Source organism: Brevundimonas sp. TSRC1-1 (assembly GCF_049898245.1).
GTDB lineage: Bacteria > Pseudomonadota > Alphaproteobacteria > Caulobacterales > Caulobacteraceae > Brevundimonas > Brevundimonas mediterranea_A.
This window is the reverse complement of the sequence record NZ_JAFCXI010000004.1, coordinates 275779-298794: the sequence shown is the minus strand read 5'-3', so window position 1 is coordinate 298794 and position 23016 is coordinate 275779. Positions and strand designations below refer to the sequence as shown.

18 protein-coding genes are annotated in these 23016 nt (G+C 66.8%); 9 read left to right on the top strand and 9 right to left on the bottom strand.

Features of this window, described 5'->3' with window-relative positions:
* Window positions 1-71 precede the first annotated feature (71 nt).
* Entirely contained in the window at window positions 72-2498 is a 2427-nt protein-coding gene (gyrB, locus tag ACP7CK_RS14980; RefSeq protein WP_426026536.1) for a DNA topoisomerase (ATP-hydrolyzing) subunit B, read from the top strand.
* Here the strand turns inward: gyrB and ACP7CK_RS14975 are convergent.
* The 8 genes from ACP7CK_RS14975 to ACP7CK_RS14940 all read right to left on the bottom strand — a co-directional run bounded on the left by ACP7CK_RS14975 (window position 2495) and on the right by ACP7CK_RS14940 (window position 10476).
* Window positions 2495-3679: an acetyl-CoA C-acyltransferase gene (locus tag ACP7CK_RS14975; RefSeq protein WP_426026535.1), complete on the bottom strand. Its 1185-nt coding sequence runs from the start codon at window positions 3677-3679 to the stop codon at window positions 2495-2497. The two genes, gyrB and ACP7CK_RS14975, sit on opposite strands and share 4 nt — an antisense overlap.
* Before the next feature lie 74 nt (window positions 3680-3753).
* Window positions 3754-4710 (bottom strand): flavin reductase family protein, encoded by a 957-nt coding sequence (locus ACP7CK_RS14970; RefSeq protein ID WP_426026534.1) that lies wholly within the window; start codon window positions 4708-4710, stop codon window positions 3754-3756.
* A gap of 94 nt (window positions 4711-4804) precedes the next feature.
* Window positions 4805-5707 (bottom strand): 3-hydroxyisobutyrate dehydrogenase, encoded by a 903-nt coding sequence (gene mmsB / locus ACP7CK_RS14965; RefSeq protein ID WP_426026533.1) that lies wholly within the window; start codon window positions 5705-5707, stop codon window positions 4805-4807.
* A gap of 29 nt (window positions 5708-5736) precedes the next feature.
* Complete coding sequence (locus tag ACP7CK_RS14960; RefSeq protein ID WP_426026532.1) at window positions 5737-6780, bottom strand: enoyl-CoA hydratase/isomerase family protein; 1044 nt, start codon at window positions 6778-6780, stop codon at window positions 5737-5739.
* Entirely contained in the window at window positions 6777-7205 is a 429-nt protein-coding gene (locus tag ACP7CK_RS14955; RefSeq protein ID WP_426026531.1) for a PIN domain-containing protein, read from the bottom strand. Before ACP7CK_RS14955 ends, ACP7CK_RS14960 begins: the two co-directional genes overlap by 4 nt.
* Window positions 7186-7455: a type II toxin-antitoxin system Phd/YefM family antitoxin gene (locus ACP7CK_RS14950; protein WP_035306346.1), complete on the bottom strand. Its 270-nt coding sequence runs from the start codon at window positions 7453-7455 to the stop codon at window positions 7186-7188. The genes ACP7CK_RS14955 and ACP7CK_RS14950 overlap by 20 nt, the downstream gene beginning before the upstream one ends.
* Window positions 7456-7512: 57 nt before the next feature.
* Window positions 7513-8652, bottom strand: a complete 1140-nt coding sequence (locus ACP7CK_RS14945) for an isobutyryl-CoA dehydrogenase (RefSeq protein ID WP_426026530.1) — start codon at window positions 8650-8652, stop codon at window positions 7513-7515.
* Between the two features lie 321 nt (window positions 8653-8973).
* Window positions 8974-10476: a CoA-acylating methylmalonate-semialdehyde dehydrogenase gene (locus ACP7CK_RS14940; RefSeq protein ID WP_426026672.1), complete on the bottom strand. Its 1503-nt coding sequence runs from the start codon at window positions 10474-10476 to the stop codon at window positions 8974-8976.
* Between the two features lie 405 nt (window positions 10477-10881).
* Between ACP7CK_RS14940 and ACP7CK_RS14935 the strand changes: the two genes are divergently transcribed.
* The 3 genes from ACP7CK_RS14935 to ACP7CK_RS14925 all read left to right on the top strand — a co-directional run bounded on the left by ACP7CK_RS14935 (window position 10882) and on the right by ACP7CK_RS14925 (window position 14440).
* Window positions 10882-12084: a sensor histidine kinase gene (locus ACP7CK_RS14935; RefSeq protein ID WP_426026529.1), complete on the top strand. Its 1203-nt coding sequence runs from the start codon at window positions 10882-10884 to the stop codon at window positions 12082-12084.
* 162 nt (window positions 12085-12246) lie between these two features.
* Complete coding sequence (locus ACP7CK_RS14930) at window positions 12247-12735, top strand: MarR family winged helix-turn-helix transcriptional regulator (RefSeq protein ID WP_426026528.1); 489 nt, start codon at window positions 12247-12249, stop codon at window positions 12733-12735.
* Between the two features lie 109 nt (window positions 12736-12844).
* Window positions 12845-14440 (top strand): methyl-accepting chemotaxis protein, encoded by a 1596-nt coding sequence (locus ACP7CK_RS14925; protein ID WP_426026527.1) that lies wholly within the window; start codon window positions 12845-12847, stop codon window positions 14438-14440.
* A 30-nt stretch (window positions 14441-14470) separates the two neighbouring features.
* Here the strand turns inward: ACP7CK_RS14925 and ACP7CK_RS14920 are convergent, their stop codons facing one another.
* Entirely contained in the window at window positions 14471-17101 is a 2631-nt protein-coding gene (locus ACP7CK_RS14920) for a PAS domain-containing protein (protein WP_426026526.1), read from the bottom strand.
* A 349-nt stretch (window positions 17102-17450) separates the two neighbouring features.
* On the opposite strand from ACP7CK_RS14920, the gene ACP7CK_RS14915 reads away from it, so the two are divergent.
* The 5 genes from ACP7CK_RS14915 to ACP7CK_RS14895 all read left to right on the top strand — a co-directional run bounded on the left by ACP7CK_RS14915 (window position 17451) and on the right by ACP7CK_RS14895 (window position 23016).
* A complete protein-coding gene (locus ACP7CK_RS14915) occupies window positions 17451-18566 on the top strand; it encodes a glycosyltransferase family 4 protein (protein WP_426026525.1) in 1116 nt (371 codons plus the stop codon).
* Window positions 18567-18715: 149 nt separating this feature from the next.
* Entirely contained in the window at window positions 18716-20863 is a 2148-nt protein-coding gene (locus ACP7CK_RS14910; RefSeq protein ID WP_426026524.1) for a glycogen debranching N-terminal domain-containing protein, read from the top strand.
* A 7-nt stretch (window positions 20864-20870) separates the two neighbouring features.
* A complete protein-coding gene (locus ACP7CK_RS14905) occupies window positions 20871-21698 on the top strand; it encodes a TIGR02587 family membrane protein (RefSeq protein WP_154725735.1) in 828 nt (275 codons plus the stop codon).
* A 3-nt stretch (window positions 21699-21701) separates the two neighbouring features.
* Complete coding sequence (locus tag ACP7CK_RS14900; protein ID WP_154725736.1) at window positions 21702-22073, top strand: hypothetical protein; 372 nt, start codon at window positions 21702-21704, stop codon at window positions 22071-22073.
* 85 nt (window positions 22074-22158) lie between these two features.
* Window positions 22159-23016, top strand: a complete 858-nt coding sequence (locus ACP7CK_RS14895; protein WP_426026523.1) for a Ku protein — start codon at window positions 22159-22161, stop codon at window positions 23014-23016.

Sequence of the window (23016 nt, the reverse complement as noted above, 5' to 3'; positions counted from 1 at the left end):
CGTCGTCGATTCGAGCGCCCGACGCGGCGCTCAATCCCCGTCCCGGTCGGGACTTCAGAGCTACAGATTTCATGACCGATCCGATTGCCGAAATGCCCGAATACGGCGCCGATTCCATCAAGGTTCTCAAAGGCCTGGACGCGGTGCGCAAACGTCCCGGCATGTATATCGGCGACACGGACGACGGCTCCGGCCTGCACCACATGGTCTATGAGGTGGTGGACAACGCCATCGACGAGGCCCTGGCCGGCCACGCCGACCTGGTCCAGGTCATCCTGAACGCCGACGGCTCGGTCACGGTGACCGACAACGGCCGCGGCATTCCCACCGGCATCCACGAGGGCGAAGGCGTTTCGGCGGCCGAGGTCATCATGACCCAGCTGCACGCCGGCGGTAAGTTCGACCAGAACTCCTACAAGGTCTCGGGCGGCCTGCACGGCGTGGGCGTGTCGGTGGTCAACGCCCTGTCCGACTGGCTGGAGCTGAAGATCTATCGCGACGGCAAGGCGCACCAGATGCGGTTCGAGCGCGGCGACACGGTCAAGTCGCTGGTGATCACCGGCGACGCCCCGATCCGCGAAGACACCGGCAAGCCGCTGAGCGGCACCGAGGTCACCTTCTATCCGTCGGTCACGACCTTCAGCCACATCGACTTCGATCTGAAGACGCTGGAACACCGGCTGCGGGAACTGGCCTTCCTGAACTCGGGCGTGGTCATCAAACTGGCCGACCAGCGCAGCGCCGAGCCGACCGAAACCATCCTGCACTACGAGGGCGGGGTCGAGGCCTTCGTGCGCCACCTGGACAAGTCCAAGGCGCCGATCCTGAAGGACGTCATCGTCATTCGCGGCAAGAAGGAAGGGATCGAGCTGGATCTCGCCCTGTGGTGGAACGACTCCTATCACGAGACCATGCTGTGCTTCACCAACAACATCCCCCAGCGGGATGGCGGCACCCACCTGTCGGCCTTCCGCGCCAGCCTGACGCGCGTCATGGGCGGCTATATCGAGAGCTCGGGCGCCGGCAAGAAGGAGAAGGTCTCCGTCACCGGCGAAGACGCCCGCGAAGGCCTGACCTGCGTCCTGTCGGTCAAGGTGCCGGATCCCAAGTTCAGCAGCCAGACCAAGGACAAGCTGGTCTCGTCCGAAGTGCGCCCGGCCGTCGAGGCCCTGTGCTCCGAGGGGCTGGCCCAATGGTTCGAGGAACACCCGGTCGAGGCCAAACAGGTCGTCGCCAAGATCATCGAGGCGGCGTCCGCGCGTGAAGCCGCGCGCAAGGCGCGCGATCTGACGCGCCGCAAGTCGGCGCTGGAGATCAGCAGCCTGCCGGGCAAGCTGGCCGACTGCCAGGAGCGGGATCCCGCCAAGTCCGAACTGTTCATCGTCGAGGGCGATTCCGCCGGCGGCTCGGCCAAACAGGCGCGCAACCGCGAGAACCAGGCCGTCCTGCCGCTGCGCGGCAAGATCCTGAACGTCGAGCGGGCGCGGTTCGACCGGATGCTGTCGTCAGACCTGATCGGCACCCTGATCCTGGCCCTGGGCACCGGCATCGGCCGCGACGACTTCAACGCCGACAAGCTGCGCTATCACAAGATCATCCTGATGGCGGACGCCGACGTCGACGGCGCCCACATCCGCACCCTGCTGCTGACCTTCTTCTATCGGCAGATGCCCGAGCTGATCACGCGCGGCCACGTCTATATCGCCCAGCCGCCCCTCTATAAGGTCTCCAAGGGCAAGCAGTCTCGCTACCTGAAGGATCAGGCCGAGATGGACTCCTATCTGATCGAGGAGGGCTCGTCCGAGGCCGAGTTGGACCTGTCGACCGGCGAACGCCGCCTGGGTCTGGACCTGCAGGCCCTGGTGCGCGAGGCCAAGGCCTTCAAGGGCGGCGTCGATCGCCTCAGCCAGCGCGCCCCCGCCTTCGCCATCGAACAGGCGGCCCTGGCCGGCCTGTTCGCCGAAAACGCCGACATGACCCAGGCCTCGGCCGCGGCCGCCGTGCGTCTGAATCTCTATGCCGAAGAAGGCGACGGCGACTGGACCGGCGCGCCGGGCGAACAGGGCGCGGTCGTCTTCACCCGCACCCGGCGGGCGGTGCAGGAAACCATCGTGCTGGAAGAAACCCTGCTGCGTTCGCTGGACGCGCGTCGTCTGGCCGAGCGCGCCGCCGCCTTTGACGGCGTCTTCTCCGCTCCGGCCACCTATCGCCGCAAGGAAAAGTCCACCACCATCCGCGGGCCGCTGGACCTGCTGAACGCCGTGCTGGACGCGGGCAAGAAGGGCCTGGCCATCCAGCGCTACAAGGGTCTGGGCGAGATGAACCCCGAGCAGCTGTGGGAGACCACGCTGGACTCCAACGCCCGCACCCTTCTGCAGGTCTCGGTCGAGCACGAGGAAGACGCCAACGACCTGTTCGCCAAACTGATGGGCGACGTGGTCGAGCCGCGCCGCGAGTTCATTCAGGAAAACGCGCTGGACGCGGCGGTGGACGTCTAAACCAGTTCGACGCCCATGGCGGTGGCCTCGCCACCGCCGATGCACAGGGCGGCCATGCCACGCGTCTTGCCGCGCGCCTTGAGCGCCGACAGCAGAGTCGTCAGGACCCGCGCGCCCGAGGCGCCCAGCGGGTGTCCCAGGGCGCAGGCGCCGCCGTTGACGTTGATCTTGCCATGCGGGACGCCCAGTTCCTGCATGGCGATCATCGGCACGATGGCGAAGGCCTCGTTGACCTCCCACAGATCGACGTCGTCGGCGGTCCAGCCCGCCTTGGCCAGAGCCTTCTTCAGGGCGAAGACCGGTGCGGTGGTGAACAGGCTGGGTTCATGGGCGTGGGCGGCCTGGCTGACGACGCGGGCGACCGGGGTAAGGCCCAGGGCCTGGGCCGTCGATTGGCGCATCATGACAAGGGCTGCGGCGCCGTCCGAGATCGAGGCGGCCGAGGCGGCGGTGATGGTGCCGTCCTTGCCGAAGGCGGGCTTCAGATTGGGGATCTTGGACGGGTCGGACTTGGTCGGCTGTTCGTCGCGATCGACCACAACCACGCCCTTGCGGGTCTTCACCTCGACCGGCGTGATCTCGGCGTCGAAGGCGCCGCTGTCCTGGGCGCGTTTGGCGCGACCGGCGCTTTCGGTCGCATAGGCGTCCTGCTGCTCGCGAGTGAACTGATAGGCCTTGGCCGTGTCCTCGGCGAACTGACCCATCAGCTTGCCGGGCTCATAGGCGTCTTCCAGACCGTCCAGATACATGCTGTCGGAGATGACGTCGTGGCCGATCCGGGCGCCGCCCCGGTGCTTCTGCATCAGATACGGCGCATTGGTCATCGACTCCATGCCGCCCGCCACGATCACCTCGGCCGAACCGGCCAGCAGGGCGTCATGCGCCATCATCGCGGCCTGCATGCCCGAGCCGCACATCTTGTTGATCGTGGTCGCCTCGGTCGAGATCGGCAGGCCCGCGCCCATCCCGGCCTGACGGGCCGGGGCCTGGCCCAGGCCGGCGGGCAGGACGCAGCCCATGATGATCTGCTCGACCTTGTTCGGGTCCAGGCCGGCTCGCTCCAGCGCCGCCTTCACCGCCGTCGCGCCCAGGTCGGTGGACTTGGCGTCGGACAGCGCGCCCTGGAAACCGCCCATCGGCGTGCGGGCGTAGGAGACGATGACGACGGGATCGGCGGACATGGCGGGTTTCCTCTTGCTTTGGGCTCTGAGATAGCGATCCGACCGCCCGATGTGAACCGGGCGCCCTGCTGCAATCAGGCGAAGTGAAGTCGACGGTAGCGGCCTCGGAAATAGAGCAGCGGGTCGCGGCGCGGCTCGAACCGGGCGCGCGTGACCCGGCCGATGAAGACCAGATGGTCCCCGGCCTCGACCACCTGATGGGTCGCGCATTCGAAACTGGCCAGAGAACCGGACAGGATCGGCGCGCCCGTGTCCCAGGTCTCCCAGGCCACGCCGTCGAACCGTTCGGCCGAGGACCGGGCGAAGGCGCCCGACATCGGCTGCTGGCCGATGTGCAGCACATTGATGGCGAAATGCGCCGCCCGCTGGAACCGCTCCAGATTGGACGAACTGCGGGCCAGGCAGAACAGGATCAGCGGCGGATCGAGCGACACCGAGGAGAAGGAGTTGGCCGTCAGGCCCACCGGCTGCCCCGCCTCATCCAGGGTCGTCACCACCGTCACCCCGGTGGCGAAACAGCCCAGGGCGTCGCGCAGGGTGCGGGGATCGGAACCGGCCTGGTAATACAGGGCCTCGCGCGGGGCCTGGCGTTCCAGGAAGGCCAGGATGACGGCGTCGGCCGTCTCGCCCGGATCGGCGAGGGCGTCGGGATCCAGCGTCAGGATCGGCAGGCCGTCCAGCGGCGCGGTCGCCTCGACCGGCGCCTCGCCCGCCACGATCAGGCAACTGGCCAGGGCCGGGCCGGTGACGACCAGAGCCGGGACGACGGCGGCCAGGGTCTGGGCCGAACACAGGATGGCGGGCCGCGACGAGATGTCGGTCAGCAGGCGGCGCAGGCCGGCCGCTTCTTCGCCGGCTTCCGGAGCTTCGGCCAGCAGGACGTGCCGCCCGGCCTCGACCAGGGCCCGCACCCAACGCCGCCAATCGGGCGAGAGACCCTGGGGCGCGCCGATCAGCAGGACGACCGGATCCTGGGGATCGCCCCAGCTCTGGACGTCCAGACCTCCGATCCGGGGCGGCGATGCGATCATGAGGCGGGACGGTCCAGTGCGGAGGGGAAGAGGCGTCTCATAGAGGAAGTCCGCCCCTTGAGACCATGGCTTACGATCTCGGGGCTGCGTCGGATCATCCGGCGTCCAGATCCGCCAGCCGTCCGCGCAGCATCTGGAGCATGGCGGAAAAGTCCCGGCCCCCGTGGCCCAGACCGTCGAACAGGGCGTACATCGCCTCGGCCTGGGCCCCCAGAGGAGTGGAGGCGCCCGATTTGGCCGCCGCCTCCTGGGCCAGTTTCAGGTCCTTCAGCATCATGGCCGTGGCGAAGCCGCCCTGATAGTCGCGGTTCGACGGCGCCGTCGGCACCGGGCCGGGCCAAGGATAATAGCTGGTCACGCTCCAGCACTGGCCCGAGGATTTGGACGCGATCTCGAAGAAACGCTCCGGCTCCAGCCCCAGCTTCTCGGCCAGGGCGATCGCCTCGCACGTGCCCAGCATGGAGACGCCCAGCAGCATGTTGTTGCAGATCTTGGCCGCCTGACCGGCGCCGTGATCGCCGGCCCGGATGGTGATGCGGCTCATGGGTTCCAACGCGGCCTCGACACGGGCGAAATCGCCTTCGTCGCAACCGACCATGAAGGCCAGGGTTCCGGCATCGGCCGCCGCCGTTCCCCCTGACACCGGCGCGTCAGCGAAGGCGTAGCCGGCGTCCCGCGCCAGCCCCGCCACCTTGCGCGCCGTCTCCACGTCGATGGTCGAACAGTCCAGCAGCAGGGCGCTGGACGGCGCCGCGCCGATGATCTGTTCGGCATAGACCTTATGCACATGGGGGCCGGCGGGCAGCATGGTGATGACCACCTCGGCGTCGCACACCGCCTCGGCGACCGAGGCCGCAGGCGCGCAGCCCGCCGCCGACGCCCGCTCCAGCGCTGCGGCGCTCAGATCGAAGGCGGCGACCGCGTGGCCGGCCTTGGCCTGATTGGCGGCCATGCCGCCCCCCATATTGCCCAGGCCGATGAAGGCGATCTTGGTCATGGTCTCTCTCCCTTTGGTCGGCGTCGCTGTCAGGGCAGCGGCGTCCATTTTTCATTGTCCGGCAGCGGCGCGAACAGCGCGTCCAGCGTCGCCTCCGTAACGCCCGACAGGTCCGCAGGGGACCATTGGGGCGCATTATCCTTGTCGACGATCACGGCCCGCACGCCTTCCTGGAAGTCGTGGGTCCGCACCACCCGCCCGCCCAGGGCGTATTCCATCGCCATGTTCTCGGCGAAGCTGGCGAGCGTCGCCCCGGTCCGCAGCTGGCGCAAGGTGACCTTCAGCGATTGCGGCGACTTGGTCTTCAGGATCGCCAGCTGGGCCAACGCCCAGTCGGAGCCTTCGGCGTCCAGCGCCGAGAAGATTTCCTCGACCGTATCGAAGGCGAACAGCCGGTCGATGGCCTCCCGGCGGTCTTCCAACCCAGGCGGAATCCTGAAGTCGTACCGGCCTGCCACCTCAATCGGTTCGCCCCCGTCGAGGATTTCAGACTTCAGCGCCTCCAGGCTTTCGGACGGGACATAGTGGGTGTGGATGCCCAGTTCGATCGTGGCCGCCGCCTTCAGCCGCGCGCCCGTCAGCGCCAGCCAGACGCCGGTCTGGCCCGGCAGGCGCGGCAGGAACCAGCCGCCGCCGACATCGGGGAACAGGCCGATGCCCGTCTCCGGCATGGCGTAGGTCGTCCGCTCGGTGGCGATGCGGATGGGGGCCGGCTCCGAAATCCCGACGCCGCCGCCCATGACGATCCCGTCCACGATGGCCGTGATCGGCTTGGGATAGCCGAACATCAGATGGTTCAGCCGGTATTCCGCCAGGAAGAAGGCCTTGGCCTCTGACGCGTCGCCCGCTCCGCTCTCGGCGATCATGCGGATGTCGCCCCCGGCGCAGAAGCCGCGCTCGCCCGCATGGTCGATCAGCACCGACTGCACCGCAGCGTCCTCACGCCAGGCCAGCAGGGCCTCGGTCATCGCCTCGCACATCGCCCGGTTCAGGGCGTGTATCGCCTTGGGCCGGTTCAGGCTGATACGGCCGACGCCGTTTTCGACGCGGGCGATGATTTCGGGTTCGGTCATGAAAGGTCCTTCTCCCTGAGATCAACAACATCCTGCCCGGCGGCCGCTGCAGCCTTCAGCAGGTCGGCGTCGCGCGACGCCAGGCCGGCGTCCCGTTCGAGCGTCAGCCACAGATAGGCCGCGTCGAACAGGCTCAAACCCCGCCCCTGGGCCAGAAGGGCGATCCGACGCACCTCGCGAGCGGACAGGGCCGGGGCAAGACCGATCTCGTACTCGTCCAACCGCACAAAAGCTTCAGACAGGTCGAAACCCGCGTCGCGTCGCGCCTGGCGCACCAACAGATTGGCCACCTCCCACTGGAAGACATCGGGCGCGATCAGTTCATAGTCGTCGAGCGCCGCCAACAGACGACGCGCGGGAGCCGTGGATTGGCTGGCCAGCAGCCAGGACGCCGCCGCCGAGGCGTCAACGACCAGGGTCTTCATCGCGCGCAATCGCCTTCAGCTCGTCCCAGCTCATTCGCGCCCAATCGGCATCCGCCGCCTGCCCGGCCATAAAGGCCTGAGACCGTGCGGCCAGTTCGGCGCCGGACAGTCGGCGACGACGCGGCTCGGGCGTCAGACGCGCCACCGGTCGCCCGTGCCGGGTGATGACGATGGTCTCGCCGGAGGTCTGGACCTCGTCCAGCAAGGACGACAGCGACGTCTTGGCTTCGAGAACTCCGATGGAACGCATGGCCGAAATCCTGATCAGAATTCTGGTCAGAATAACAGATCGCGGCGCCGACCGCCATCATCCCCGCGCCATCTCCCGCGCGATGATCACCCGCATGATCTCGTTGGTCCCCTCCAGGATGCGGTGGACCCGCAGGTCGCGCACGATCCGTTCCAGCGGATAGTCCTTCAGATAGCCGTAGCCGCCGTGCAACTGCAGCGCCTCGTCGGCGATCTGGAAACAGGCGTCGGTGGCCAGCCGCTTGGCCATGGCGCACCACTTCGTCTTTTCCGGATGGTCGGTGTCGATGGCCCAGGCCCCGCGCAGCACCATCAGGCGCGCCGCCTCCAGATCGGTCGCCATGTCGGCCAGACGAAACTGAAGGGCCTGGAACTCGCCGACCGGACGACCGAACTGTTTGCGGGTGGCGACGTAATCCTGGGCCGTTTCCAGCGCCAGACGCGCGCCGCCCAGAGAACAGGCGGCGATGTTCAGCCGCCCGCCGTCCAGGCCTGCCATCGCATAGCGGAAGCCCGCCCCCTCTTCGCCCAGCAGATTGGCGGCCGGCACGCGACAGTCGTCGAACTGGACGATGGCGGTCGGCTGGGCGTTCCAGCCCATTTTCCGCTCCTGGGCGCCGAAGGACAGGCCGGGCGTCCCGGCCTCGACGACAAGGGCGGAAACTCCCTTTGCCCCCTCCCCGCCCGTGCGGACCATGACGACATAGAGGTCGCTGGTCCCCGCACCGGAAATGAAGGCCTTGGAGCCGTTCAGCACATAGTGGTCGCCGTCGCGCACCGCCGTGGTCCGCAGCGCCGCCGCGTCGGAGCCGGAGCCCGGCTCGGTCAGGCAGTAGGAGGCGATCTTCTCCATGCCGACCAGATCGGGCACGAACCGGGCGCGCAGAGCGTCCGACCCGAACCGGTCGATCATCCAGGTCGCCATATTGTGGATCGAGATGAAGGCCGCCGTCGCCACGTCGCCGCGCGACAGCTCCTCGAAGATCACGGCCGCCTCGACCCGGCCCAGCGCCATGCCGCCGTGTTCCTCGCCGGTGTAGATGCCGCAGAAGCCCATCTCGGCCGCCTGTTTCATCACATCGACGGGGAAGTGCTTCTCCTCGTCCCAGCGGGCGGAGTGGGGCGCCAGCTCGGCGTCGGCGAAGGCGCGCGCCGCGTCCTGAATGGCGCGCTGGTCGTCGGTAAGGGCGAAGTTCATCGGGTCAGCACCATGAGATCAGACGTGTTCTGGTCTGAATCTATGTTGAAACGGGTAGACGCCGAGCCGAGACCGCCCGCAGTTCGGGCACTCGGTCGGCAATGGCTGTAAGCTCGGAAAAACGAGCGGCCGGGTATCGCGTCGTGTGAGATGAAGCCCGCAGCGAGGACATTTCAGCTCAACCAGCCCCCAAAATGCGAGTAAGGAAACCCCTCCGCAAACAGTCGCCCCTAGAGGCGCCTCGACTACAGTGAATCCGATCAGAGCCACCAACATGGCGGCGTGGGTTATGATCTGCAGCGGAACGATCCAACGCACACCCTACCTCATCGTCGGAATGACAAACGAACTGTCCGAATGCTCCAGCGCCGAATCCGGCCACCGCGCCGTCACGGTCTTGGTCTTGGTCCAGAAGCGGACGCCCTCCATGCCGTGCTGGTTGATGTCGCCGAAGGCCGAGCGCTTCCAGCCGCCGAAGGTGTGATAGGCGACCGGCACCGGGATCGGCACATTGATGCCGACCATGCCGACATTGACCCGGGCGGCGAAGTCGCGGGCCGCACGGCCGTTCTGGGTGAAGATGGCGACGCCGTTGCCGTACTGGTGGTTCGACGGCAGGGCCAGGGCCTCTTCGAAGGTCTCGGCGCGGACGATCTGCAGCACGGGCCCGAAGATCTCCTCCTGATAGGACGACATGTCCGCCGTCACGTGGTCGAACAGCGACGGGCCGATGAAATAGCCCTTCTCGTGCCCCTGCAGGCTGAAGTCGCGGCCATCGACGACCAGTTCGGCGCCTTCCTGCACGCCTTTTTCGATCCAGCCCAGAACGCGGTCCTTGTGGGTCTGGGTGACGACGGGACCGTAGTGGGCCTCGCTATCGGTGGAGACGCCGACCTTCAGGCTGGGGATTTCGGCGACCAGTCGCTCGCGCAGTTCGTCAGCGGTCTTCTTGCCGACCGGCACGACCACCGGCAGGGCCATGCACCGTTCGCCGGCCGAGCCGAAGGCGGCGCCGGTCAGATCCTTGACCACCTGGGCCATGTCGGCGTCGGGTAGGACGATGCCGTGGTTCTTGGCCCCGCCCATGGCCTGGACCCGCTTATGGTTGGCGGCGCCGGTCTGATAGACATAGTGGGCGATGTCGGACGAGCCGACGAAGCTGACGGCGTGGACCAGCGGATGGGTCAGGATGGCGTCGACCGCCGTCTTGTCGCCATGCACCACGTTCAGCACGCCGTTGGGCGCCCCGGCCTCCAGCATCAGTTCGGCCAGACGCACCGGCAGGGACGGATCCCGCTCGGACGGCTTCAGCACGAAGGTGTTGCCGACCGCGATGGCCACCCCGAACATCCACATCGGGATCATGCCGGGGAAGTTGAACGGCGTGATGCCCGCCACTACGCCCAGCGGCTGGCGCATCGAATAGACGTCGATGCCGGGGCCGGCCCCTTGGGTGTATTCGCCCTTCAGCGCGTGGGGGATGCCGCAGGCGAACTCGATCACTTCCAGCCCGCGCTGGATGTCGCCCCTGGAGTCGGCGATGACCTTGCCGTGCTCGCTGCTGAGCAGTTCGGCCAGTTCGTCCATCCGCGCCTCGACCAGGCGTTTGAAGTCGAACATGACGCGGGCGCGGCGCTGGGGATTGGTGCTGGCCCAGCCGTCGAAGGCGTTCTGAGCGGCCTGGGCGGCGCGATCGACCTCGGCCGTCGTGGCCAGGTGGACGCGGGCCTGAACCTGACCCGTATTGGGGTCGAAGACGTCGCCGAAACGGCCGGAGGCCCCATCGAAGGCCACGCCGTCGATGAAGTGGCGAATGTCGCGCACCATACCTGAGATTCCCTATGTGCTTATTGCTATTGCCCCCGTCATAGCAGGCAGGATCGGCCTCTTGCAGCCCCAAAGACGAAATGAAAGCCCTTGACGGCGCCACTCCAGCCTCACCGCGGCGGGACCCGAAATGTTCGAATCCGGACACAGTCATTAATAATCGAAATCAGGTTGTACATAATAACAACCACGTCCGTCGCAGTGCTATTGACTGTCAAGTCATCAGCCCAGACTAATACTAAGGTCTTATTTTTGCTTTCCCTGACAATTTGAGTAGACTTAATTATGTCAAATTCGCCACAAGAGACGTGAAACTCCCCGCAGAGGCGAGGCGTCAACGGCGAACGGGGTGGGAGACGACCAGTGGAGGCCTTTGCTGAGAGCATATTGTCGGATGCGCCCATGGCGATCATCGCGCTGGACGAGGCGGGTTTCGTCTGTTGCGCGAACGCGACGGCGGATCGGTTCTTCGGCCGCCCTCTGACCCCGCCGAACGCGGCCGCCATCAGCGATCTGATCGAGGGTTTCGACAGGGCGGCTCTGCAGTCCCCGACATGGGTCGAAGACCTCAATGCGCGCGCCCGAAACGCCGGGGAGGATCCTCTGTGGCGGGCGCGGCGGCATGACGGCGTTCACGCCTTCGTCGACGTCCAGGCCGCGCGGTTCTCCGCCCGCAACGGCAAGTTCGTGACTCTCTTCATTCAGGACATGACCACCGCCGTCACGGCGGAAACCGCACTTCTGGAAGTGAGGCTCCAGATCATTCACAACTGGCGACTGAGTTCGTTGGGGGAAATGGCCTCCATGGTGGCGCACGAGGTCAATCAGCCCCTCTCTGCGGCCATCAACTATCTGGCCGCCGCAGAGACGGCCGTGAAAAAGCCGGGTCCGAACACGGCGAACGCCCCCGAACTCATGGCGGCGGCGCGAGCCCAGGTGAAACGCGCGGCCGACATCATCCTGCGTCTTCGCGCATTGATGATCCACGAGAAGCGCTATCAGGCGCGCGAGCAGGTCGCCGGGGTGATTGAGGAGATCATGCCCATTCTCATCAGCCATGCCCGCGAGACGAAGGCGGAAATCTCCTGCCGGATCGACCCGGCCGCCTACACCTACTGCGACCGCGTTCAGCTTCAGCAAGTCATCCTCAATCTGGCCCGAAACGCCATGGAGGCGCCCCCGAACGGCGTCCCGCGCAGGGTGGAGATCTCAGGACGGCAGACGTCGCAAGGTTATCAGATTCTCGTCAGCGACAACGGTCCCGGCGTGCCGGCGGACATGGCCGGCAAGCTTTTCGACCCCCTCGTCAGCAGCAAGTCCGGCGGAATGGGACTGGGCCTCTCGATCTGCCGCACGATCGTAGAGGCGCATGGCGGCGTCATAGAACTTGTCCCGAGCGCGCTTGGAGGCGCGCGCTTCGCGTTCACACTGAACGCCAATGTCCACGATCTTTCCACGCAAGGCGACGCGTCCGGGGGGCGTAAACGCCCCAGGTTGAACCCGGGCGTCGCCGAACCTGACGACTGGGACAGAGTCCGCGCTCAGTTCGTCAACGCGGATGAATACGGATGCGACAGTCTAGAGGCCAATCGACATCGCGGTTGATCGTATCAAACCCCGTGCAAGGCTTGATCACGCGACGATTCGACACTCAGATTTTCAGAAATCTTCGGTATTCGTGGGAGCGCCATTCAATCTCAGAGCGTGCGCCGCAATAGGGACTTTCAGTCCTATTGAAAGTTGGATCAGCAGGATTAGAACAAATCCATGGGCCATCGTGGAATCATCACAGCGGAACGTTTGACCACGGTCGATGAGAACGCCGTCGCACTGATCGGTCTGGACGCCCGGATCCAGCAGATGGACCAGATGCTTGATCGTCTTCTGAGCGACGACGACCTGACCGGACCGGCTGTTCAGGCGCTGCAGATCGTCGAGGCCGCCGGACGTCGAGGTTTGCGGCAATGCGCTCTGGCCGAGTCGGTCAGCCTGCCGGCGGGCACGGTCTCGCGCCTGGTCGACACCCTCGTCAAAGGTGATCTGGTCAGCCGGAGGCCGCACCCGACCGATCGGCGCGTGACAATGCTGGCGCTCACGGCGGCGGGCGGCCGACGACTGGACCGTCGGCGGGCGGATTACGGCCGGCTCGCCGAAGCCCTCACGCCCCAGGCCGCCGAAGCCCTGCGGGTCGTAAACCCGCTTCTCGACGTCATAGCTGAAACCCTCGCCCGATCCGCAAAATCAAAGGCTGCCTGAGCGTCCCGCAGGGGTTGTTGTTGCAGCGCGAAACTGTTCCAACGCCCAACAATGTTCAACCATGGCTTAGGGCTAATGAAAGACTGTGCTCCCAGGGCTGGAGTGCAAGATGTCGAAAAATATGGATATTCAGGAACGGCTTGCGTTCCTGAAGCTGGATGATGAGGCGCGCGCCGCTTTGGCAGACACGCGTCCGGTCGTTGAGGCCGCCCTGTCCCAGACCCTCGACGCCTTCTACGATCAGGTGCGCGCGACGCCCGATGTCGCGCATTTCTTCAACAGCGAGACCCATATCTCCGGGGCCAAGAGCGCCCAGGCCAAACACTGGTCCCTGATCGCATCGGGGGACTTCACCCCTGACTATGTCGAGGGCGTCCGACGAATCGGCCGGACCCACGCCCGGATCGGCCTGGAGCCGCGCTGGTACATCGGCGGCTACGCCCTGGTGCTGGAGGGGCTGATCAAGGCCATCGTCAAGGCGGACGCCGGCAAGCGCAGCCTGTTCGGCCGCAAGGACAAAGGCGACGCCCTGGGCGCCGCCCTGGCCAGCGTGGTCAAGGCGGCCCTGCTGGACATGGATTTCGTCATCTCGCTTTACCTCGAGGCCGCCGAGGACGGACGGCGTGAGGCGGACGAGAAACGCGCCCTGGCCGAGGCCGAACAGACCCGGGTCGTTCAGGCCACCGCCGAGGCCCTGACCGCCCTGGCCGAGGGGGATCTGACGACACGCATCCATGCGGATTTCCCCGGCAGCTACGCCCGGCTGAAGGCCGACTTCAATACGGCCATGACGCAACTGGACGCAGCCATGGCGGAAATTTCCGGCAATACCGAAGCCATGCAGGCCGGCGCCGGAGAGATCAGCGAGGCCGCCGACGACCTGTCTCGCCGCACCGAGCAGCAGGCGGCCACTCTGGAAGAAACCGCAGCCGCCCTGGATCAGATAACCGCCACGGTGAAGAAGACCGCCGAGGGCGCGACCCAGGCGGCGACCGTCGTCGAGACCTCGCGGGTCGCCGCGGAAAAGTCGAAGGACATCGTCGAACGCGCCGTCAAAGCCATGAGCGCGATCGAAACCTCCGCCGAAAAGATCAGCCTGATCATCGGCGTGATCGACGAGATCGCCTTCCAGACCAATCTTCTGGCCCTGAACGCCGGCGTCGAGGCCGCCCGCGCCGGGGAGGCCGGTCGTGGCTTTGCGGTCGTCGCTTCGGAAGTGCGCGCCCTGGCCCAGCGTTCTGCGGACGCGGCCAAGGAGATCAAGTCCCTGATCACCGCCTCCTCGGTCCAGGTGAAGTCCGGGGTCGATCTGGTCGGCGAGACGGGCGACGCCCTGTCTTCAATCGTCAGCCGCGTGATGGAGATCGACCAACTGATGGTCGAGATCACGGCCTCCACCCAGGAGCAGTCCACGGCCCTTCACCAGGTCAATACCGCCGTGAATCAGATGGACCAGGTCACGCAACAGAACGCGGCCATGGTCGAGGAGTCGACGGCCGCCAGCCACAATCTGACCCAGGAAGGGCAAAGGCTGGCGTCTCTGGTCACCCGGTTCCGGGTCACGCAGGACGGCGGCCGGAGAACGGAGCAGACGGAAAGCCGGGTGGAACGTCCCGCGCCCCGCGCCCCGGCACGCGCCTTCCGTCAGGTCGGTTCAGCCGCCCTGGCGACTTCGGCCCCGGCGAACGAATGGGAAGAATTCTGACGCAGGGCACCATGCCGCGTCCCGCACGGGTCAGTCCTCCGAGAGGATCGTCTCCACGCGCTGCGCCAGTTGCTTCAGTTCGAACGGCTTGGTCAGGATCCGCATGCCGGCCTCCAGATCGCCTCCGCTGAGGACCGACGTCTCGGCATAGCCGGTGATGAACAACACCTTGAGCCCCGGCTGCCGCGCCCGCGCGGCGTCCGCGAGCTGGCGGCCGTTCATCCCGCCCGGCAAGCCGACGTCGGTGATCAGGAGATCGATCCCCCGCCCCGAACCCAGGACCGCCAGTCCCGCCCGCGCGTCCTCGGCTTCGATGAAATCATAGCCGAGTTCGGACAGGCCTTCCGACACCAGCATGCGGATCGTGGCCTCGTCATCGACGATCAGCACGGTATAGCGCCGTCGTGGCGCGCCCGACGGCGCGGGTTCGTCGACCGTCTGACCGAGCTCGACCTGGCCATGGTGGCGCGGCAGATAGAGGCCGATGGCGGCGCCCTGCCCCGGCGCGGACCGAATCCGGACCTGGCCGCCGGACTGCTGGACGAAGCCATAGATCATCGACAGCCCCAGGCCCGTGCCCTGACCGATCGGCTTGGTGGTGAAGAAGGGATCGAACGCCCGGGCGATGACCTCCTCGTTCATGCCGACGCCCGTATCGGCGACGCTGAGGCGGACATAGTCTCCGCTGGGCAGGCCCAGGTCCGACGCTTCCGCGCGATCCAGCACGACATTGTCCGTCTCGATGGTCAGCCGCCCTCCGTCGGGCATGGCGTCGCGGGCGTTGATGCACAGGTTGAGAAGCGCATTCTCTAGCTGGCCCGGATCGACCAGCACCGGCCACGTCCCGGCCTGGTATCGGGTTTCCAGACGAATGGCCGGCCCCATGGTCTGGCGGATCAGATCCTCCATGCCGCGCGCCAGGGTCTCGACGTCCATGGCCTTGGGCTCCAGCGTCTGACGCCGTGAAAAGGCCAGGAGGCGATGGGTCAGGGCGGTCGCCCGCTGGGCGGCCGCCTGGGCCGCCGCGATGAACCGTCCCACCTCGGAGGCGCGCCCCTCGGCCAGACGCTTGGCGACGATCTCGAGACTGCCGCTGACGCCGGTCAGCAGGTTGTTGAAGTCGTGGGCTATGCCGCCGGTCAGCTGGCCGACGGCCTCCATTTTCTGCGACTGGCGAAGCGCGGCCTCGCTGGCCATCAGTTCGGCGGTGCGCTGCTCCACCGTCCGCTCCAGCGACGCCGCCAGCCTGGCGAGATGCCGCTCGGCCCGACGACGCTCCCGCGCCGCCAGGGTGCGTTCGCCGACGTCCCGGAGAAATCGGATCTCGTCCTCCTGCCAGGCGCGCACGGAGGCGTGGTTCAGATAGGCCAGGGCGACCATGCCTCCCTGTTCCGTCAGGGGCATGTTGATAACGGCGCGGGCGGCGATGGTTTCCAGCACGGCCGCAGTCTCGCGTGTGCGCGGATCCTCGCGCGCGTCGGCGAAGGCGACGGTGTCGCCCCGCTTCAGATCCTCGACGTAGGAACCATAGTCCCGGAAACTCAGGACGCCCGCGATGGTCTCGACTCCAGGCGCGTTCCAGTCGCGGCTTATGGTGATGGTTTCCCCGTCCTGGTCCACGATGCCGAAACCGGCGCGGCTGACCTCGAGCGTCCGGCCCAGAATCTCGGCTGCGGCATAGGTGATGTCCTCGGGATCCTCGAGATCGCGCAGGACGTCCGACAGCTCCACCATGGCCGAACTCAGGCGTTCGGACCTCACCCGATCGGTGATGTCGGTCGTGACCCCCGAGATGCGCAGCGGAGCGCCCTCGGCGTCCGACACCAGTATCCCCCGGGCCTCCATCCAGCGCACGCCGCCCAGGGGCGTGATGACGCGGTGGGTGATATGATAGTCCGCGCCGTCCTGGATCGTCGCATCGCTCTGCGCGCGCACCGCCTCCCGGTCGTCGGGATGGATCATCTTCTGGCGGTCTTCGTAGGTGAAGGGCGTCTCGACCGGCCAGCCCATCAGGGTCTTGTAGGCGTCGGAGGCCATCAGGGTCCGGGTTCGGACATCGACGCTCCAGGCCCCCAGCCCGCCGGCCCGCATGGCCAGATCCAGTTCCCGGTCGCGTTCGTGGTCCACGCGCTCGCGCGCATCCAGTTCGGCCTTCAGCACGGCCTTGTCCGTCTGGAGTCCCGCGAGCCGCTCGCGCTCGATCGTGACATCGACCTGGCTGGCGAAGAAATAGGCCAGCACGCCGTTCCCGTCGAACACCGGCGCCATCAGGAGGCGATTCCAGAACGGGACGCCGTCCTTGCGATGATTGCGGATGTCGATCTCGATTGGCCGGGCCGCATCGACGGCGGCGCGAATGCGGCTGACCGCTTCGGGATCGGTCTCCGGCCCCTGCAGGAAGCGGCAGTTGCGTCCGAGGATCTCCTCGCGGGCGTAGCCGGTCAGGCGGCAGAAGGCCTCGTTCGCAAACACGACCGGATTGTCGGGCCGGCGCGGATTGGTGATGACCATGGGCATGCGGGTCGCGCGGACCGCATTGACAAAGGGGTCGGAGCTGTCATCGAGCCCCAGCACCTCCGCCTCGATCCGCTCGGCGTCCAGGCTGACCCGATCAGGGCCCCGATCAGGGCGATGCGCGCCGTCGGATCCGGATCCAGTCAATCGCTTACCTTTCCTGCCTCCCCGACCTTGGGGGCGGCGTAATCAACACGCGAGCCGCTTTCCGGTTCATCGCCGAGGGGACGCTTCGCAGAGCCCCCGTCAGCGACACGAAAGGCCGTCGCGCCCCCCGCTATAAAGGCGCGCTGCCGGTGACGAAACCCGCAGATGGGGATTGGATCCGATGGCCGCGCGGACAGGCGGCGCAACTGAGCGAATTCGTACATAACCAGGCCCGGCTCCTGATCATAAGCCACCGGAACCTCTAAAGAATTTCCATCCAGGAAAGGAACTGGAACCTTCTCGGAACATTGATGTGTTCGGCCCGGCTGAACGGGTCGGAGCAAACATCATGAAGATCGCGCAGGTCACCCCGCTTTACGAGGCCGTTCCTCCGAAGCTCTACGGCGGAACCGAGCGCGTCGTGGCGCATCTGACCGACGCCCTGATGGACCTGGGCCACGACGTCACCCTGTTCGCCAGCGCCGACGCCCAGACCAAGGCGCGACTGGTGCCGGTGCGCGACCAGGCCATCCGCCTGGACCCCGCGCCCCTGAAATCCGACCTCGCCGCCCACCTGTCCATGCTGGGCGAAGTGCTGGACCGGGTGGACGAGTTCGACGTCATCCACTTCCACACCGACATGATCCATTTTCCGCTGTTCCGGCCCTATGCAGACAAGACCGTGACCACCCTGCACGGGCGTCTGGACATGAAGGATCTGCCCGGCGTCTATGCGCGGTGGAGCGAGTTCGGCCTGATTTCGATATCGGACGACCAGCGCAAACCGCTCCAGTTCGCCAACTGGACGGCCACCGTCCACCACGGCATGCCGGGTGAGCAGTATCTGTTCTCGCCGAAGTCCGAGGGCTATCTGGCCTTCCTGGGCCGCATCTCGCCCGAGAAGCGGCCGGATCGCGCCATCGAGATCGCGACCCGACTGGGCAAACGCCTGAAGATGGCCGCCAAGGTGGACGCCGCCGACAAGCGGTACTGGGAAGAGACCATCCGCCCGCTGATCGAGGGCAACCCCCTGATCGAATTCATCGGCGAGATCGGCGACCATCAGAAGTCCGCCTTCCTGGGCGGAGCCGACGCCCTGCTGTTCCCCATCGACTGGCCCGAACCCTTCGGCCTGGTGATGATCGAGGCCATGGCCTGCGGCACGCCTGTCGTCGCCTTCCGCTGCGGCTCGACGCCCGAGATCATCGAGGACGGGGCGACCGGCTTCCTGGTGGACACCCTGGAACAGGCCGTCGCCGCCGCCGGCCGGGCGCATCTGCTGGACCGCGAAACCGTGCGGGCGCGGTTCGACCTGCGCTTCTCGGCCACGGCCATGGCGCGCCGCTATCTGGACGTCTACGGCGACCTCCTGGCGCGCCGTCCCTTCGCCGAGGCCGCCTCCAACGACGCGATGAAGCCGCTGCGGCCGCTTGGAGAAGATCGCAGCTTCGCCGCCCTCGCCTGAAAGCGCTCCACTGATTTCCGAGGAAACAGGGCGGCGGAGGTGAACCCTCCGCCGTCTGCGCCATTTGATCCTGCAAGCGGCTCCTCAAGGCCGCATTCGGGCAGGATAGGTTCGGGACAAGCCTCACGAACGGACGGGGAAGAGACTGTATGGACGACGCCTACACCACCCAGCTGACGGCGGGCGATTCCGTCGAGGCTTCCGGTCTCGAACAGCTGATGGCGCTCAAGGAGGGCGACACCTTCCTGGTCGCCGACGGGTGGGGCGACATGAGGGGCGGAGCCGACGGCCTGTTCGCGGGCGACACCCGCGTCCTGTCGCGCTGGACCATGACGGTCGGGCTGCTGAAGCCGTCGCGACTGTCTTCCGGCGTCAGTCAGGACAATGTCTTCTTCTCCTGCCACACCACCAACCGCCCCCTGCCCCCGATGGGCGGGCGTTCGGCGCCGGCCGGGGTGCTGCACATCGAACGGCGCCGCTTCCTGTGGGGGCGGCGAATGTTCGAACGCATCCGGATGGTCAATCACGGGATCGAAGACATCCTGCTGCCCCTGGCCTTCGACTTCGGCGCGGATTTCCACGACATCTTCCAGGTGCGCGGCACGCACCGGGCCAAACGCGGGACCGTCCACACCCCGACCACCGACGGCCGTCGCGTCACCTTCCGCTATATCGGCCTGGACAAGGTCGAACGCTCCAGCTGCCTGGCCTTTTCCGAGCCGCCGGCCCGCCTGACCCACCAGCGCGCCGAGTTCATGTTCAGCCTGCCCAAGGGCCGGTCCATGGACCTGTTCATCGAATGCGGCGTCGATTCCTGCGAGACGCCGGACGCGCGACGCTGGCGCGAGAACGCCGTCCAGGCCCGTCTGGCCATGCGCGCCAAACGCCGCCGCGGCGCCTCGGTGCGGGGGCCGCGCAGCCCGCGGTTCAATGACTGGCTGGACCAGTCGCGCGCGGACATGGCCCTGCTGACCACCGACCTGGCGACCGGCCCCTATCCCTATGCCGGCACGCCCTGGTTCTCGACCCCGTTCGGCCGCGACGGCATCATCGCCGCCTGGCAGATGCTGTGGCTGGATCCGTCCCTGGCCAAGGGCGTCCTGACCTATCTGGCCTCGCGCCAGGCGACCGAGACCTCGCTGTTCCAGGACAGCCAGCCCGGCAAGATCATGCACGAGACGCGCGGCGGCGAAATGAGCGCCCTGCATGAGGTGCCGTTCGGCCTCTATTACGGCGGCGTCGATACGACCTGCCTGTTCATCGCCCTGGCCGGCGCCTACGCCAGCCGCACCGGCGACCTGGATCTGATCCGCGCGCTGTGGCCGAACCTGATCGCCGCCGCCGACTGGATGCGCGACTATGGCGACAGCAATGACGACGGGCTGATCGACTATCAGCGCGGGGCCGAGACCGGCCTGTCGAACCAGGGCTGGAAGGATTCCGAGGACGCCATCTTCCACGCCGACGGCCGTTTCCCCAAGGGCCCCATCGCCCTGCTGGAGGTCCAGGGCTACGCCTTCGCCGCCTGGCGCGCCCTGGGCGATCTGGGCGAACGGCTGGGCGACGATCGCGCGCCCGAATGGCGTGACCGGGCCGAACAGGTCCGCGCCCTGGTCGAGGACAAGTACTGGATGGAGGACGAGGGCTTCTACGCCGTCGCCCTGGACGGCGACGGGGAACAGTGCCGCGCCATCGCCTCGAACGCCGGCCATCTGCTGTTCACCGGCCTGCCGTCGGTCGAGCGGGCGCGACGGGTGACGAAACGCCTGCTGTCGGCCGAGTTCCGCACCGGCTGGGGCATCCGCACCCTGGAGCTGGGCCAGGCGCGGTTCAATCCGATGAGCTATCACAACGGCTCGGTGTGGCCGCACGACACCGCCATGGCCGCCGCCGGCATGGCCAATTACGGAGAGCGCGAGGCGGTCGCCCAGATCCTGGCCGAAATCTACGCCGCCGCCGCCCATTTCCATCTGCGCCTGCCGGAACTGTTCTGCGGCTTCCCGCGTGAGCCGGGCGAACCGCCCATCGCCTATCCGGTCGCCTGCCTGCCCCAGGCCTGGGCGGCGGGATCGGTCTTCCTGATGCTGCAGGCCTCGCTGGGCCTGTCCATCGACGCCTGGACCGGAACCATAGACATTGCGGACCCCTTCCTGCCCACCGGGCTTGAACGGTTGAAGATCACCGGGTTGAAGGTCGGCGACGCCCTGGTCGATCTTTCGATCCGGCATGTCGACGGCCGCGCCGTGGTCATCCCCAATCACCGCCAGGGCCGGCTAGCCGTCCGGACCCTGCGTTGACCGTCCGATGATCCTCGCCGCCCTCATCAATCCCGGTCTCGAGCGCCGCTACCTCCGGGACCTCGGGCGGGCGTTCGCCGGGGCCCTCGTGTTCAGCATTCCCCTGCTGATGACGATGGAGATGTGGGAGGCGGGGACAGCGATGGACCGGTGGCGACTGCTGCTGTTCGTCGGCGCCGGACTGCCGCTGCTTTACGGCCTGGCCCACTACGCCGGTTTTTCAGACCGGCGGGGGCTGCGCAACGACCTGCTGGACACGGCCGTCGCCCTGGCGGTCGGTTTCATCACCGCCTCGGTGCTGTTGATCCTGTTCGGCGTGGCGGACTGGAACGCATCGCCGCGCGAAGCCCTGGGCATGGTCACGCTCCAGGCCCTGCCGGGCGCCATGGGCGCCCTCCTGGCCCGCAAGCAACTCAGCGGCGACGGAAAGGGCGACACGAAGGAGGCGCAGGCCTCCTATGTCGGCGAACTGTTCCTGATGGCGGCAGGGGCCCTGTTCTTCGCCCTCAATGTCGCGCCGACCGAAGAGATGATCCTGATCGCCTACAAGACCACCACCGTCCATGCGCTGGGCCTGATCGCCCTGTCCGTCCTGCTGCTGCACCTGATCGTCTTCAAGGCCGGTTTCGCGGGACAGGAAGAAGCGGATCGCCCCGTCGAGGCCTTCCTGTATTTCACCCTGCCCGGCTACGCCGTCGCCCTGGGGGTCAGTCTGTTTGTCCTGTTCGTCTTTGGCCGAACGGACGGACATGCGCTCGGCGGGGTTCTGCACATCATGATCGTCCTGGGCTTTCCCGCCTCCATCGGCGCGGCTGCGGCCCGCCTGTTGGTCTGAGCCATGAACACGAATTCGACCCACCCGAAGCGACCCGTGTTGCAGTGGAGCATGGCCGCCCTGGGCGGAGCCGTGACGGTTGCGGCCATCAGCGTCATGGTCTGGGAGGGTTTGCAGCCCAGCGCGCCGCCCATGCTCAGGGCTCGCATCGTCGAGATCGAGGCCACGGCGGCGGGCCACGTCGCCATGGTCCAGGTGACGAACGACGGTGACGAGACCGCCGCAGCCGTAAAAATCGAGGCGGTGCTGGGCGATCAGACCGCCACGGCGACGTTGGACTATGTGCCCGGCCACGGCGAGGCCAAGGCCTATTTTCGTTTCGACGCGAACCCCCGCACGGCCGTCGTCAGGGTCCAGGGCTGGTCCGCCCCCTAGCAAGATCGCGTCCGGGCCGCCCTGGCCGGGAAACTGTAGCGACCGTGCGGCGTTAGGCCCAACGAAACGACGCAGGGAGACGACCATGGCCGCACGCCCCACCTGGCAGGGACATCTGAAACTGTCGCTGGTGACCTGCCCGGTCGCGCTCTACACCGCCACCTCGTCCAGCGCCCATGTCAGTTTCCACCTGATCAATCCGGACACCAACAACCGGATCCGCATGGTCGCCACCGACCCGGACACCGGCCCCATCGAACGCTCGGACCTGGTCAAGGGCTATGAGGTGTCCAAGGACGAATATGTCCTGTTCGACGACGCCGACTTCGACAAGGTCAAGCTGGAGACGACCCGGACCATCTGCATCGACAGCTTCGTGGACGAGGACGAGATCGATCGTCTGTACTGGGACGATCCCTTCTATGTTGTCCCCGAAAAGGGCGTCGGGGCCGAGGCCTTCGCCGTCATCCGCGACGCCATGAAGGCCGCGGGCAAGATCGCCATCGGAACCCTGGTTCTGCGGGGTCGTGAGCGCCAGCTGGCGCTGGAGGTGCGGGGCAAGGGGCTGGTGGCCTATTCGCTGCGGGCGCATGACGAGGTGCGTGACGCCGACGACTATTTCGACGACATCCCGGCGGTGAAGCCCGACAAGGACATGGTCGATATCGCCAGCCGGATCATCGCCCAGAAACAGACCGACTTCGATCCGACCACCTTCAAGGACCGCTATGACGACGCCCTGCGCGAGATGATCCAGGCCAAGCAGAAGGGCGGCAAGGACGTGATCGAGGCGCCCGAACCCGACGACACCAATGTGATCGACCTGATGGAGGCCCTGCGCAACAGCCTGAAGGGCGCGGCGAGCGGGACCAAGCCGGCGGCGAAGAAGACCGCCAAGGCGCCGACGAAAAAGAAGCCGGCCTCGCGCAAGAAGGCCGCCTGA